Source organism: Roseivivax sp. GX 12232, assembly GCF_021272185.1.
Classification (GTDB): Bacteria; Pseudomonadota; Alphaproteobacteria; order Rhodobacterales; family Rhodobacteraceae; genus Roseivivax.
This window is the reverse complement of the sequence record NZ_JAJSEC010000005.1, coordinates 1-13,948: the sequence shown is the minus strand read 5'-3', so window position 1 is coordinate 13,948 and position 13,948 is coordinate 1. Positions and strand designations below refer to the sequence as shown.

Below are 13,948 nucleotides of genomic sequence, written 5' to 3'. Positions count from 1 at the left end.
TGGCGGGGCGCGCTGCTTTGGGGGCGTTTGGGTGTGTTGCTGAGTTGCGAAGCGCGGCCCTTTCGGGCCGCGGCGGGGGCTCTGCCCCCGGACCCCCGGAGTATTTCCGGCCCGGCCATGCGCAAGAGGGGGCTTGTTGCGGGCGGCGGTTCGGTGGGGGTGCCGGTCTGGAGGTGGAGAGGGGGACGCGTGGGCCAGTTCGGCGGGGCGCGCAGCTTTGGGGGCGGTAGTGTCGGGTGATGGTTTTTGGGTGGCGCGCGGTCGCGGGAGCCGGGGCTGCGGGTGGATCGGGAGCGCCGTGGCTTGCGGGTGGTTTAGGTAGGTGCCGCGGGCGCGGGCGAGCGCGCGGGCGGCCGAGTGGGCTGCCGCGCGCCCGGCACAAAAAAGCCCCGCGCGCCGGGTGGGGCACGCGGGGCCTCGATGCGCCGGGGCGAGGCCCCGGCCTTTCGGTCAGGCGGTCACCCTCAGTTCGGGATCTCGCCGGTCAGGCCTTCGACGTAGAAGTCCATGCCCAGGAGCGTGCCGTCGTCTGCGGTCTCGCCCTCGGCGAGCCAGACCGAGCCGTCCTGCTTGTTGATCGGGCCGGTGAAGGGGTGGTACTCGCCCGAGGCGATGCTTTCCTTCAGCGCCAGGGCCTCTTCCTTGACCTCGGCGGGCACGGCGTCGGAGATCTCGCCGATCTCGACCATGCCGGGCGCGATGCCGTCCCAGGTGTCGACCGATTCCCAGCTGCCGTCGATCACCGCCTGCACCCGGTCGATGTAATAAGGCGCCCAGTTGTCGATGATCGAGGAGACCCGCGGCTCGGGGCCGAATTCGGCCATGTCCGAGGCCTGGCCGAAGGTGATCACCCCGCCGGCTTCCTGCGCGGCCGCCTGCGGCGCGGTGGAATCGGTGTGCTGCAGGATCACGTCGGCGCCGTTCTCGATCAGCGCGCGGGCCGCGTCGGCCTCTTTCGCCGGGTCGAACCAGGTGTAGGCCCAGACGATCGAGAATTCGACCTCGGGGTTCACCTTCTTGGCGTGCAGATAGGCCGCGTTGATGCCGCGGATCACCTCGGGGATCGGGAAGGAGGCGATGTAGCCGATCTTGTTGGTCTCGGTCATCGAGCCCGCGATATGGCCCTGGATCGCCCGGCCCTCGTAGAAGCGCGCGGAATAGGTCGAGACGTTGTCGGCGCGCTTGTAGCCGGTGGCATGTTCGAACTTCACGTCCGGGAACTTCTCGGCCACCGCCATGGTCGGATCCATGTAGCCGAAGGAGGTGGTGAAGATCAGGTCCGCACCGGAGAGCGCCATCTGGGTGATCGCGCGCTCGGCGTCGGCGCCCTCGGGCACGCTTTCCTGGTAGACGGTCTCGACCTGGTCGCCGAAGTGCTCCTCGACGGCGAGGCGGCCCTCGTTGTGCTCATAGGTCCAGCCGCCGTCGCCGATCGGGCCGACGTAGATGAAGCCGACCTTGACCGGGTCGTCCTGGGCGAAGCCAGCGCCCGCGCTCATGGCGAGCGCCGCGGCCGAGGCCAGAAGGGTTCTGCGATACATTTTTGGTCTCCCTGTTGTGGTTGGATCTCGCCCCGGGCGTATCAGGCCGAGGCGTGGAAGGGGCGTCCCAGCGAGGCGGGCGCGCCATGGGCTCCCCGCGCCGAGATGATCACGAGCACGAGAATGGTTATCAGGTAGGGGGAGGCGGACAAGAGCGCGACCGGCACCGCGGCGCCGGCGGCCTGCAGGTTCAGCTGCAGCACCGTCACGCCGCCGAAAAGGTAGGCGCCGATCAGCACCCGGCCCGCGCGCCAGGAGGCGAAGACCACGATGGCCAGCGCGATCCAGCCGGCGCCGGCGGTCATGCCCTCGGTCCATTGCGGCACGCGCACGAGGCTCAGGTAGGCGCCGCCGAGCCCGGCGCAGGCGCCGCCGAAGGCGATCGCCATGAGCCGCACGCGCACCACCTTGTAGCCCAGCGCATGGGCGGCGTCGTGGCTTTCGCCCACCGCCCGCAGGATCAGCCCGGCGCGGGTGTATTTCAGGAAGGCCCAGACCGCCGCCACCAGCGCCAGCGAGAGATAGACCATGATGTCATGCGAGAAGACCATGCGCCCCAGGACCGGCAGGTCCGAGAGCGGCCCGAGGTCGAGCCGGGGCAGGGTCGGGGATTTCATCCCCTCGTAGGGTTTGCCGATCAGCGAGGAGAGCCCGAGGCCGACCAGCGTCAGCCCCAGCCCGGTCGCCACCTGGTTCGACAGGAAGACCTGGGTCAGGAGACCGAAGCTCAGCGACAGGATGGCCGAGGCCAGCGCCGCGGCCAGGAAGCCCGGCACCGGCGAGCCGGTGTTCACCGCCACGGCGAAGCCCACCACCGCGCCGGTGATCATCATGCCCTCGACGCCGAGGTTCAGCACGCCGGATTTCTCCACCACCAGTTCGCCGATGGCGGCCAGCAGGATCGGCGTGGCCGAGACCATGACCGAGGCGAGCAGCAGGACGGGCGAGATCGAGGAAAGGTCCATCAGGCTGCCACTCCCTGGCCGATGCGGATACGGTAATTGGTGAAGACGTCGACGCCCAGGAGGAAGAACAGCAGCATCCCCTGGAAGAGCTGGATCGAGGCGCCGGGCACCCCCAGCATGAGCTGCGCCAGCTCGCCGCCGATATAGGTCAGCGCCATCAGGAGCCCCGCGAGCAGGATGCCCACCGGGTGCAGCCGCCCGAGGAAGGCCACGATGATCGCGGTGAAGCCGTAGCCCGAGTTGAAGTCGATGGAGATCTGCCCGGCGGGGCCGGTGACCTCGAAGAGGCCGGCGAGGCCCGCCAGGGCGCCCGCGGTGCCGAGGCAGAAGATCACCACCCGCGCGGGGTTCACCCCCGAGAAGCGCGCCGCGCGCGGGGCCTCGCCCGAAAGGCGGATGTTGAAGCCCTGGATGTGGCGCGCCATCAGGACGTAGGCGCCGATCACCGCGATGAAGGCCGCGACCACGCCCCAGTGCATGCCGGTGTCGGCGAAGATCTCGAGGTTGGCCGCCGCCTCCCATTCGCGGAAGTTGCGGCTGCCCGGAAAGCCCATGCCCTCGGGGTTGCGCAGAAGGCCCGAGGAGACCGAGGCGAGGATCGATTCCGCCACATAGACCAGCATCAGGGAGACCAGGATCTCGTTGGTGCCGAAACGGGTTTTCAGGATCGCCGGGATCATCGCCCAGGCCCAGCCGCCGAGCGCGCCGGCCAGCACCATGAGCGGGAAGATCAGCGGGCTTTCCGACGGATAGAGCGCGAGGCCCGCGGCGGCGCCCGCGACCGCGCCCATGATGTATTGCCCCTCGGCGCCGATGTTCCAGATCCCCGCCCGGAAGCCGATCGACAGGCCGATGGCGATGAGGATCAGCGGCCCGGCCTTCACCAGGAGCTGCGGGCGCGAATAGGCGGCGAACTGCGGATTGAAGAGCGGGTCCCAGAAGATCGTGCGGATCGCCTCGAAGGGATCGGCGCCGAGCACCGCGAAGAGGAAGCCGCCGACCACCATGGTCAGCAGGACCGCCAGGATCGGCGACAGGAGCGTCCAGAGCCGCGAGGGCTGGGGGCGTTTCTCGAGCCGGATCATGCGCGGGCCTCCGTGGCGGCTTGGGTCAGGGCGGGCCGGGGGGCGCGCGGGGCGGCCCGGTGCGGGGGCAGGGACTCAGGGCTGCGCATCGGCCACCTCCATGTCATGGGCGCCGCCCATCATCAGGCCGATCTTTTCGATGGTCAGCTCGGCGACCGGGCGGGCCTCGCTCAGCCGGCCCTCGTTCAGCGCGGCGAAGCGGTCGGAGATTTCCAGAAGCTCGTCGAGGTCCTGGCTGATCACCAGGATGCCCGCGCCCTGGGCGGCGAGGTCGAGCAGCGCCTGGCGGATCGCGGCGGCGGCGGCGGCATCGACGCCCCAGGTCGGCTGGTTGACCACGAGAACCTCGGGGTTTTGCAGGATCTCGCGGCCGATCACGTATTTCTGCAGGTTGCCGCCCGAAAGCGCCCGGGCGGCGGTCTGCGCCGAGGGGGTGCGCACGTCGAAACGTTCGATCACCCGTTCGGAAAAGCGCGCGGCGCCGCTCCAGTCGATGAAGCCGTTGCGCACCAGCCCCTCGCGGCGGGCGGCGGTCAGGACGCCGTTCTCGACAAGGCTCATGTTCGGCGCGGCGGCATGGCCGAGCCGCTCTTCGGGGCCCGACAGCAGGCCCGCGTCGCGGCGCACCACCGGGCCCATGCGGCTGACGTCGCCGCCCTTGAAGAAGATCGTGCCGCGCGGCGCCAGCCGTTCGCCCGAGAGCGCGGCCAGCAGCTCGTCCTGGCCGTTGCCCGCGACCCCGCCGATGCCCAGCACCTCGCCCGCGCGCAGCGACAGCGAGACCGCGCGCAGCGGCGTGGCGAAGGCGTCGGGGGCGGGCAGGCTGAGCTGCCGGGTCTCGAGCAGCACCTCGCCGGGCGTGGTGGTCTTGGCGGCGGGCGTGGCGAAGCTCGAGCCGACCATCATCTCGGCCAGCTCCCGCGCGGTGGTCTCGGCCGGCGTGCAGGTGGCGACCTTCTGGCCGAGCCGCAGGATCGTCGCGGTGTCGCAGAGCGCGCGGATTTCCTCGAGCTTGTGGCTGATGTAGAGGATCGAGGTCCCTTCGGAGCGCAGCTTGCGCAGGGTCTCGAAGAGGATCTCGACCTCCTGCGGGGTCAGGACGCTCGTGGGCTCGTCCATGATCAGGAGGCGCGGGTCCTGCAGGAGGCAGCGGATGATCTCGACCCGCTGGCGCTCGCCCGCCGACAGCGTGCCGACGGTGCGATAGGGATCGAGCGGCAGCCCGTAGGCCTCCGAGACCTCGCGAATCTGCCGGGCCAGGTCGCGGGTCTTGGCCGGGGTCTCCATGCCGAGCGCGACGTTCTCGGCCACCGAGAGCGCGTCGAAAAGCGAGAAGTGCTGGAAGACCATGGCGACGCCGGCGCGGCGCGCCTCGGCGGGCTCGGAGGGGGCGAAGGCGCTGCCGGCCATCTCCATCTGCCCGGCGTCGGGCTTCACCAGCCCGTAGATCATCTTCACCAGGGTCGATTTGCCGGCGCCGTTTTCGCCGAGCAGCGCGTGAATCTCGCCACGGCCGATCTCGAAGGAGACGTCGTCATTGGCGACGACGCCGGGATAGGCCTTGGTCAGGCCCCGGAGGCTGAGAAGTGGCTGTCCCAATCGACATGTTTCCCTGTCTTTTCAGTGTGAAGTAGCTCCGCGGCGACGCCGAGCGCAATGGCCTGAGGGTGCTTGCCCAAGGATTTCTGCCCGATCGGGCAGCGGATGCGCGCGATTTCACCGTCGCCGTGGCCCAGACCGGAGAGCCGCTTGCGGAAGCGCGCCTTCTTGGTGGCCGAGCCGATCAGCCCGGCGCTGTCGAAGCCGCGCTGCAGAAGCGCGTGGCAGAGCGCCAGGTCGATCTCGTGGCTGTAGGTCAGGATCAGATGCGCGGCCTCGCGCGGGGCATTGGCTGCAAGCCGCGGCAGATCGGCGGCGGGCAGGGGTGTCACGCCCGGGGGGATGTCGTCGGGAAAACGTTCGGGCCCGGTGTCGGCCCAGAAGATCGCGAACTCGGGCAGGGGCGCCAGGACAGAGACCAGCGCCCGCCCGACATGGCCCGCGCCCCAGATCCAGAGCGGGCGGCGGGCCTCGGTCACGGGCTCGAGCATCCAGCCCTCGACCAGCCGGGGCGTTGGCGCGGCGCGCCCGGCGCGGATCTCGGAGAGCGCGCGCCGGACGGCAAGCGGCATGGGCTCGGCACCGCGGGCGAACAGGCCCTCTTCGGGCACTTCGGCGAGGTTCTCGGCGTCGAAATGTTCGGTCAGAAGCGTGACCCGCCCGCCGCAGCACTGGCCCATGTCGGGGCCGAGCGCGTGACGGCTGAGCCCGGAGCGGCCCGCGCGGGCGGCGCGGGCGGCCTCGTATTCGAGCGTGCCGCCGCCGATGGTGCCCGCCTGGCCCTCGGGCCAGACCAGCATGGCGGCGCCGGCCTCGCGCGGGGCCGATCCGGCGGTCTCGGCCACCACGACCCGGGCGATGCGCCCCTTCTCGGCCACCAGGCGGGCAAGATCGGCGCGCGCGAAGCTCACCCCCGGGCCCTCCGCACCGCCGCGAGCACCCGCTCGGGCGTCGCGGGCGCGTCGAGCGCGGGATAGTTCGGCCCGGCCGCCGCCACCGCGTCGGAGAGCGCGAAGAAGACCGACATGCCCAGCATGAAGGGCGGCTCGCCCACCGCCTTGGAGCGGTAGATGGTCTGGGCGGGGTTCTCCTCGTCCCAGAGTGCCACGTTGAAGACGTCGGGGCGGTCGGAACAGGCGGGGATCTTGTAGGTCGAGGGCGCATGGGTGCGCAGCCGGCCCTCTTCGTCCCAGACCAGCTCCTCGGTGGTCAGCCAGCCCGCGCCCTGGACGAAGCCGCCCTCGATCTGGCCCATGTCGATGGCCGGGTTCAGCGAGCGTCCGCAGTCGTGCAGGATGTCCGTGCGCAGGATCCGGTGCTCGCCGGTCAGCGTATCGATCACCACCTCGGAGCAGGCCGCGCCATGGGCGAAGTAGAAGAACGGCTTGCCCTGGCCCTTGATCCGGTCCCAGGCAAGGCCCGGCGTCTTGTAGTAGCCGGTCGAAGAGAGGCTTACCCGCCCCTCGTAACAGAGCTTCGCGGCCTCGGCGAAGTCCAGCGTCTCGCCGCCGACCGTGACCTGGCCGCCTTCGAAGCGCACGTCGCCCGGTTCGGCCTGGTTGCGCTCGGCCAGGAAGGCCGCCATGCGGTCGCGGATGGTCTCGGCGGCGGCCCGCGCCGCCATGCCGTTCAGGTCCGAGCCCGAGGAGGCCGCCGTGGCCGAGGTGTTCGGCACCTTGGAGGTATCCGTTGCGGTGATCTTCACCGCCCGGGCGTCGAGCCCGAAGGTCTCGGCGGTGACCTGTGCGACCTTCTGGAAGAGCCCCTGGCCCATTTCGGTGCCGCCGTGGTTCAAGGCCAGGCTGCCGTCCTGGTAGACATGCACCAGGGCGCCCGCCTGGTTGAGATGCGTCAGCGTGAAGGAGATGCCGAATTTCACCGGGGTCAGCGCGATGCCGCGCTTGAGATGCGGGCTCTCGGCGTTCCAGGCGGCGATGGCCTCGCGGCGCGCGGCGTAGTTGGCGCTCTCCTCGAGCCGCCGGGTCATGGCGCCCAGGACGAAATCCTCGACCGCCATGCCGTAGGGCGTGGTCTGCGCCCCGGGCGTCGGCGCGGGCGCGGGGCCGGGCGCGGCATTGCCGACCGCCCCGCGCGAGGCGAGATCGGCCTGCGTGTCGGCGGGCCGGGGCGCGGCCTCACCTGCGGTCTTCGCGGCTTGGGCTTCGGCGGGCCCGGGCGGCACCGCGCCCTCCGGCTTCTCGGCGTAGTAATTCCGCCGCCGCACCTCGAGCGGGTCGAGCCCCAGCTCATGCGCGATCTGGTCCATCACCCGCTCGATGCCCATCATGCCCTGCGGCCCGCCGAAGCCGCGGAAGGCGGTGGCGGACTGGGTGTTGGTCTTCAGCCGGTGGCTGTCGATCCGCGCGGTGGGCAGGAAATAGGCGTTGTCGGCATGCAGCATCGCCCGGTCGGCGACCGGCAGCGACAGGTCCTGCGCCCAGCCGCAGCGCACCAGGTGGGTGAATTCCACGCCCGCGAGCCGCCCCTCGGCGTCATAGCCCGCACGGTATTCGATGCGCAGGTCGTGGCGCTTGCCGGTGATCGTCATGTCGTCGTCGCGGTCGTAGCGCATCTTCACCGGGCGGCCGGTCTTGGCCGCCACGACGGCGCAGGCGACGGCCAGCGCGTTGCCCTGGCTTTCCTTGCCGCCGAAGCCGCCGCCCATGCGGCGGGTCTCGATGCGGACCGCATGCATCGGCAGGCCAAGCGCGTCGGCCACCTTGTGCTGGATCTCGGTGGGATGCTGGGTCGAGGCATGCACCACCATGTCGCCACCTTCCTGCGGCAGCGCCAGGGCGGCCTGGCCCTCGAGGTAGAAATGCTCCTGCCCGCCGATCTCGATCTCGCCCGAGACCTGATGCGGGGCGGCGTCGATGGCCTCGCCGGCGTCGCCCTTTTCCCAGACCCTTGGGCCTTCCTCGAAGCGGCTGTCACCCTCCAGCGCCTCGTCGACGGTGAAGATCGCGTCGCGCTTCTCGGTCTTGAAGACCGCGCGGCGCGCCGCCTTGCGGGCGTTCAGATGGCTGTCGGCGGCCACCACGAAGACCGGCTGGCCGAAGTAGCGCAGCGAATGGCCCGAGAGGAGCGGCTCGTCATGCGCCGAGGGCGAGCAATCGGCGGGCCGGTCGAGGTCGGAGGCCTCGAGGACCAGCGCGACGCCCGGGCTTTGCCGCACCGGCCCGAGGTCAAGCGCGGTGATCCGCCCGCGGGCGATGGGCGCCAGCCCGAAGGCCAAATGCAGCGTGTTCGCGGGCAGGGGGATGTCGTCGATGTAGCGCGCGGCGCCGGTCACATGCAGGGCCGCGGCGTCATGGGGCAGGGGTTTTGCAACGCTCATGCCGTCACCTCCAGCACCGACACCGGCTGGCCCTTGGTCTCGGCCAGGTAGCGGCGCAGCATGTTGCGCGCGGCCTCGAGCCGGTAGTCGGCCGAGGCGCGCATGTCGCTCATCGGGGTGAAATCCGTCTCGAAGGCTTCGAGCGCGGGGGCGATGCCCGCCTCGCTCCATTCCGCACCGATGAGCGCCTCCTCGACCGCGGCGGCGCGCTTCGGCACGCCGGCCATGCCGCCGAAGGCCACGCGGGCGGCGCTGACGCTGCCCTCGGACACGGTCACGTCGAAGGCGCCGCAGACCGCCGAGATGTCCTGGTCGAAGCGCTTCGAGAGCTTGTAGACCCGGAAGTCCGGCGCCGTCTTCGGGAAGCTCACCGCCTCCACGAATTCGCCGCGGGCGCGGTCCTGCTTGCCGTAGTCGAGGAAGAACTCCTCGAGCGGCATCTCGCGGCGGTTGTCGCCGGCGCGCAGGTGCAGCGTGGCGCCAAGCGCGATCAGCGCCGGCGGGTTGTCCCCGATGGGCGAGCCATTGGCGATATTGCCGCCGATGGTCGCCGCGGCGCGCACCTGCGCCGAGCCGTAGCGGCGGATCATCTCGGCGTAGGAGGGCAGGCTCGGCGCCACGGCCTGCATCACGCGGTCCATGCTGACGCCCGCGCCGATGCGGAAGTGGCTGTCGCTCTCCTCGATCTCGGCGAGGTCGGCGCAGCGGTTGAGGAAGATCACCTCTTCAAGCTCGCGCAGGTCCTTGGTCACCCAGAGGCCCACGTCGGTTGCCCCGGCGATCAGCGTCGCCTCGGGGTGGCGGGCATAGGTGGCGGCCAGCTCGTCGGCGGTCTCCGGCGCGAAGACGCGACCGCTCTCGGCGCCGGGCTCGACGCCCGCGCCGCCCGGGGCGGGCAGCGCCTCGGTCATCCAGTCGGGCACCGGGGCGCTGGCCGCGGCCTCGGCGGCGCGCACGATCGGCGCGTAGCCGGTGCAGCGGCAGAGGTTGCCCGCCAGTGCGTCGTCGTAATCGCTGGCGCCCTTGGCATGGGCCACCGCCATGGAGACCACGAAGCCCGGCGTGCAGAATCCGCACTGCGAGCCGTGGTGGTCGATCATCGCCTGCTGCACCGGGTGCAGCGCGCCATCGGGGCCGGAGATGCCCTCGACGGTGCGCACCGCGCGGCCGTTGAGCTGGGGCAGGAAGAGAATGCAGGCGTTCAGCGCCCGCGCGCCGGAGCGGTCGTCGGTGACCATCACCGTGCAGGCGCCGCAGTCGCCTTCGTTGCATCCCTCTTTCGTGCCGGTGAGGCCGCGCTCTTCGCGCAGCCAGTCGAGCAGCGTGACCGTCGGGTCCACGTCCCTCAGCTCGACACTCTCTCCATTCAGAAGAAAGCGGATATTCATGGTGAAACTCGCGCCGCGTTACTTCGCGCCCGTGGAATGCGCGCCCTCGATGCGGCGTAGAAGGCGGCGGGCCGGGTCGTGTCTTCGACCCCGGAGGCTAGGGGCGCGGGCGAGGTCTTGGCAAGAAAAATCGTGCCCCGCGCCGAGACGCGGGGGCCTGCCGCCCGAAGCTGCGGCGCTCAGTTGCCGCTGTTCTGCAGCGCCTCGCCGGTGTTCTCGATCGCGGTGCCGACGTTGTCCTGGGTCTCCTCGAGCGCGGCTTCGCCCTCGGGGCTGAGCTCGATGAAGCCGAAATAGAGAAGCACCGCGATGACGATCGCGACCAGGACGACAAGACCGATCAGACGGGACATGGCAGGCCACCTTTCCTTCCAGTTGCGGTCGGATAACGCGGCAAGGGGCGCTTGGGATCCGCCTTGGGCGGATTGTCCTCTTTCGTGGCTTTCGGGCCGGGCCCACGCAACATAGTGTGGGGGACATGGCCGATCCCCGATTCATCCACCTCCGCGTTCACACCGAATATTCCCTGCTCGAAGGGGCCGTGCGGCTGAAGAAGCTGCCCGGGCTCTGCGCCGGCATGGAGATGCCCGCGGTCGCCGTGACCGACACCAACAACCTGTTTGCCGCGCTGGAGTTCTCGGTGACGGCCTCGGGGGCGGGCATCCAGCCGATCATCGGCTGCCAGGTCGATCTGCGCTACGTCGAGCCGGGCACCGGCGAGCGTCCGAAGGATCCCGCGCCGGTGGTGCTGCTGGCGCAATCCGAGGTGGGCTACGAGAACCTGATGAAGCTCAACTCCTGTCTCTACCTTCGGGGCGACGGGGAGCTGGCGCATGTCACCGTGGAAGAGCTCGAGGCCCATTCCGAGGGGGTGATCTGCCTGACCGGCGGGCCGGACGGGCCGGTGGGCATGTTGCTCAGGCAGGGCAGCCGCGGCGCGGCCCAGGCGCTGCTGGTGCGGATGCACGCGATCTTCGGCGACAGGCTCTACGTCGAGCTGCAGCGCCACCCCGGCGAGGAGGGCGCCCCCGAGGCCGAGCGCATGACCGAACGCGGCTTCGTCGAGATGGCCTACGAGATGGGCGTGCCTCTGGTCGCCACCAACGACGTCTATTTCCCCAAGTCCGAGATGTACGAGGCGCATGACGCGCTGATCTGCATCGCCGACGGCGCCTATGTCGACCAGCAGGAGCCGCGCCGCCGGCTGACCCCGCAGCATTACTTCAAGTCGCCGCAGGAGATGGTGACGCTGTTCGCCGATCTGCCCGAGGCGATCGAGAACACCGTCGAAATCGCCAAGCGCTGCGCCTTCAAGGCCGAGAAGCGCGCCCCGATCCTGCCGCGCTTCGCCGACGACGAGGTCGAGGAACTGCGCCGCCAAGCCAACGAGGGCCTGCAGAAGCGCCTCGCGGTGATCCCCCATGCCGACAGCGTCGAGGCCTACCAGGAGCGGCTCGATTTCGAGCTGGGCATCATCGAGGGCATGGGCTTCCCGGGCTACTTCCTGATCGTGGCCGACTTCATCAAATGGGCCAAGGACCACGACATTCCGGTCGGGCCGGGGCGGGGCTCGGGCGCGGGCTCGCTCGTGGCCTATGCGCTGACCATCACCGACCTCGACCCGCTGCGCTACAAGCTCCTCTTCGAGCGCTTCCTCAACCCCGAGCGGGTCTCCATGCCCGACTTCGACATCGACTTCTGCATGGACCGCCGCGAGGAGGTGATCCGCTACGTCCAGGAGAAGTATGGCCGCGACAAGGTGGGCCAGATCATCACCTTCGGTGCGCTCCTGTCGAAGGCCGCGGTGCGCGACGTGGGCCGGGTCCTGCAGATGCCCTACGGCCAGGTCGACCGGCTGTCGAAGATGATCCCGGTCGAAGGGGTGAAGCCCGTCTCCATCGAGAAGGCGCTGACCGACGAGCCGCGCCTGCGCGAGGAGGCCCGCGCCGAGGAGGTCGTCGACCGGCTCCTGACCTACGGCCAGCAGGTCGAGGGGCTGCTCAGGAACGCCTCCACCCACGCGGCGGGCGTGGTGATCGGCGACCGCCCGCTCGATCACCTGGTGCCGCTATACCAGGATCCGCGCTCGGACATGCCGGCGACCCAGTTCAACATGAAATGGGTGGAACAGGCGGGCCTGGTGAAGTTCGACTTCCTCGGCCTGAAGACGCTGACGGTGATCCAGAACGCGGTGGACCTGATCCACAAGTCCGGCCGCGACCTGCACATCGGCGCCGACGGCGCCACCATCTACGAGCCCTTCGAGGGCGCCGAGAACGACATCGGGCAGATCCCGCTCGACGACGAGGTGACCTACCGGCTCTATTCCCGCGCCAAGACGGTCGCGGTCTTCCAGGTGGAAAGCTCGGGCATGATGGATGCGCTGAAGCGCATGAAGCCCACCTGCATCGAGGACATCGTGGCGCTGGTGGCGCTGTATCGGCCCGGCCCGATGGAGAACATCCCGGTCTACTGCGAGGTCAAGAACGGCCAGCGCGAGCGCGCCGGCATTCACCCCTCGATCGACCATATCCTCGACGAGACCCAGGGCATCATCGTCTACCAGGAACAGGTGATGCAGATCGCCCAGGAGATGGCGGGCTATTCGCTTGGCGGCGCCGACCTGTTGCGCCGCGCCATGGGCAAGAAGATCCAGGAGGCGATGGACGCCGAGAAGCCCAAGTTCATCGAGGGCGCCAAGAAGAACGGCGTCGACGACGACAAGGCGGTCGAGGTCTGGAACCTGCTCGACAAGTTCGCCAACTACGGCTTCAACAAGTCGCACGCGGCGGCCTATGCGGTGGTCAGCTACCAGACCGCCTGGCTCAAGGCGAACCACCCGGTGGAGTTCATGGCCGGGGTGATGAACTGCGACATCCATCTCACCGACAAGCTGGCGATCTACTTCGAGGAGGTGAAGAAGGGCCTCGAACTGCCCTGGGTGCCGCCCTGCGTGAACCGCAGCCAGGCCGCCTTCGACGTGCAGGACGGCAAGCTGATCTACGCCCTCGGCGCGCTGAAGAACGTCGGCCTCGAGGCGATGCGCCTGGTGGTCGAGGCACGCCTGGATGAGAACGGCCGCGACAAGCCCTTCGCCACGCTCTACGACCTGGCGCGGCGGGTGGACCTCAAGCGCGTTGGCAAGCGCCCGCTCGAGATGATGGCCCGCGCCGGGGCCTTCGACGTGCTCGACAAGAACCGTCGCCGGGTCTTCGACAGCCTCGACGCGCTGGTCGCCTATTCGGCGGCGGTGCACGAGCAGAAGAACTCCAACCAGGTGTCGCTCTTCGGCGAGGCGGGCGACGACCTGCCCGAGCCGCGGCTCGCGCCGGTCAACGACTGGCTGCCCGCCGAACGGCTGGCCGAGGAGTTCAAGGCCATCGGCTTCTACCTCTCGGGCCACCCGCTCGACGACTACCTCGCGGCGCTGAAGCGCAAGGGGGTGCTGACCCTCGAAGAGGTCACCCGCAAGGCCGAGGGCGGCGCGCTGGTCGCCAAGCTCGCCGGCAGCGTCGCCGGCCGGCAGGAGCGCAAGTCCGCCCGCGGCAACCGCTTCGCCTTCTGTCAGCTCTCCGATCCGACCGGCGCCTACGAGGTGACGCTGTTCTCCGAGACGCTGGAGAAGTCGCGCGAACACCTCGAGACCGGCGCCAAGGTGGTGATCACCGTCGAGGCCACCATGGAGAGCGACCAGCTGAAGCTGCTCGGCCGCTCGGTCGCGCCGGTCGACGTGGCGGTGGCCGACGCCGGAACCTCGGGGCTGCGGATCTACATCGAGGACCAGGGCGCCATCGCGCAGATCGCCTCGGTCCTGAGCCGCGCCTCGGAGCAGCTGCCCAAGGCCGGGCGCGGGCCGGTGCACCTCTGCCTCGCCCACGACGGGCTGCCCGGCGAGGTGGAGATCGGCCTCGAGGAGCAATTCCCGGTGACGCCCGAGATCAAGGGGGCGATCAAGTCGCTCTCGGGGATCATGGACGTGGTGGACTTCTGAGGCGGTTTTTGCGGGTTTAGCGGCATGTTTGGTGGGGTCCGG

The 13,948-nt window shown here is 69.8% G+C and carries 9 protein-coding genes; 1 reads left to right on the top strand and 8 read right to left on the bottom strand.

The features are described 5' to 3' along the window. Positions 1-464 precede the first annotated feature (464 nt). From LR948_RS10205 to LR948_RS10170, 8 genes are all read right to left on the bottom strand, one after another. The gene (locus tag LR948_RS10205; protein WP_232753915.1) at positions 465-1,541 is read right to left on the bottom strand and encodes a BMP family ABC transporter substrate-binding protein; all 1,077 of its coding nucleotides are present in this window, start codon (positions 1,539-1,541) and stop codon (positions 465-467) included. A gap of 41 nt (positions 1,542-1,582) precedes the next feature. Beyond that, the gene (locus LR948_RS10200) at positions 1,583-2,506 is read right to left on the bottom strand and encodes an ABC transporter permease (RefSeq protein WP_232753914.1); all 924 of its coding nucleotides are present in this window, start codon (positions 2,504-2,506) and stop codon (positions 1,583-1,585) included. After that, on the bottom strand, positions 2,506-3,591 hold the full coding sequence (locus tag LR948_RS10195; protein ID WP_232753913.1) for an ABC transporter permease: 1,086 nt from the start codon (positions 3,589-3,591) through the stop codon (positions 2,506-2,508). The genes LR948_RS10200 and LR948_RS10195 overlap by 1 nt, the downstream gene beginning before the upstream one ends. 75 nt (positions 3,592-3,666) lie before the next feature. Beyond that, on the bottom strand, positions 3,667-5,190 hold the full coding sequence (locus LR948_RS10190) for an ABC transporter ATP-binding protein (RefSeq protein WP_232753912.1): 1,524 nt from the start codon (positions 5,188-5,190) through the stop codon (positions 3,667-3,669). Then, on the bottom strand, positions 5,157-6,101 hold the full coding sequence (gene xdhC / locus LR948_RS10185) for a xanthine dehydrogenase accessory protein XdhC (protein WP_232753911.1): 945 nt from the start codon (positions 6,099-6,101) through the stop codon (positions 5,157-5,159). Before xdhC ends, LR948_RS10190 begins: the two co-directional genes overlap by 34 nt. Next, complete coding sequence (gene xdhB, locus LR948_RS10180; RefSeq protein WP_232753910.1) at positions 6,098-8,527, bottom strand: xanthine dehydrogenase molybdopterin binding subunit; 2,430 nt, start codon at positions 8,525-8,527, stop codon at positions 6,098-6,100. The genes xdhC and xdhB overlap by 4 nt, the downstream gene beginning before the upstream one ends. Continuing rightward, positions 8,524-9,915 carry a xanthine dehydrogenase small subunit gene (gene xdhA, locus LR948_RS10175; RefSeq protein WP_232753909.1) on the bottom strand — a complete coding sequence of 464 codons (1,392 nt, stop codon included), beginning with the start codon at positions 9,913-9,915 and terminating at the stop codon, positions 8,524-8,526. The genes xdhB and xdhA overlap by 4 nt, the downstream gene beginning before the upstream one ends. Before the next feature lie 179 nt (positions 9,916-10,094). Beyond that, positions 10,095-10,268, bottom strand: a complete 174-nt coding sequence (locus LR948_RS10170; RefSeq protein WP_232753908.1) for a hypothetical protein — start codon at positions 10,266-10,268, stop codon at positions 10,095-10,097. 125 nt (positions 10,269-10,393) lie between these two features. Between LR948_RS10170 and dnaE the strand changes: the two genes are divergently transcribed. Further along, positions 10,394-13,906 carry a DNA polymerase III subunit alpha gene (gene dnaE / locus LR948_RS10165; protein ID WP_232753907.1) on the top strand — a complete coding sequence of 1,171 codons (3,513 nt, stop codon included), beginning with the start codon at positions 10,394-10,396 and terminating at the stop codon, positions 13,904-13,906. Positions 13,907-13,948 lie beyond the last annotated feature (42 nt).

Bases quoted from the DNA above. Each gene is read 5' to 3' on its own strand.
- dnaE (WP_232753907.1), top strand. From the start codon at position 10,394: ATGGCCGATCCCCGATTCATCCACCTCCGCGTTCACACCGAATATTCC.
- xdhA (WP_232753909.1), bottom strand. From the start codon at position 9,915: ATGAATATCCGCTTTCTTCTGAATGGAGAGAGTGTCGAGCTGAGGGAC.
- LR948_RS10170 (WP_232753908.1), bottom strand. From the start codon at position 10,268: ATGTCCCGTCTGATCGGTCTTGTCGTCCTGGTCGCGATCGTCATCGCG.
- LR948_RS10205 (WP_232753915.1), bottom strand. From the start codon at position 1,541: ATGTATCGCAGAACCCTTCTGGCCTCGGCCGCGGCGCTCGCCATGAGC.
- LR948_RS10200 (WP_232753914.1), bottom strand. From the start codon at position 2,506: ATGGACCTTTCCTCGATCTCGCCCGTCCTGCTGCTCGCCTCGGTCATG.
- LR948_RS10195 (WP_232753913.1), bottom strand. From the start codon at position 3,591: ATGATCCGGCTCGAGAAACGCCCCCAGCCCTCGCGGCTCTGGACGCTC.
- xdhB (WP_232753910.1), bottom strand. From the start codon at position 8,527: ATGAGCGTTGCAAAACCCCTGCCCCATGACGCCGCGGCCCTGCATGTG.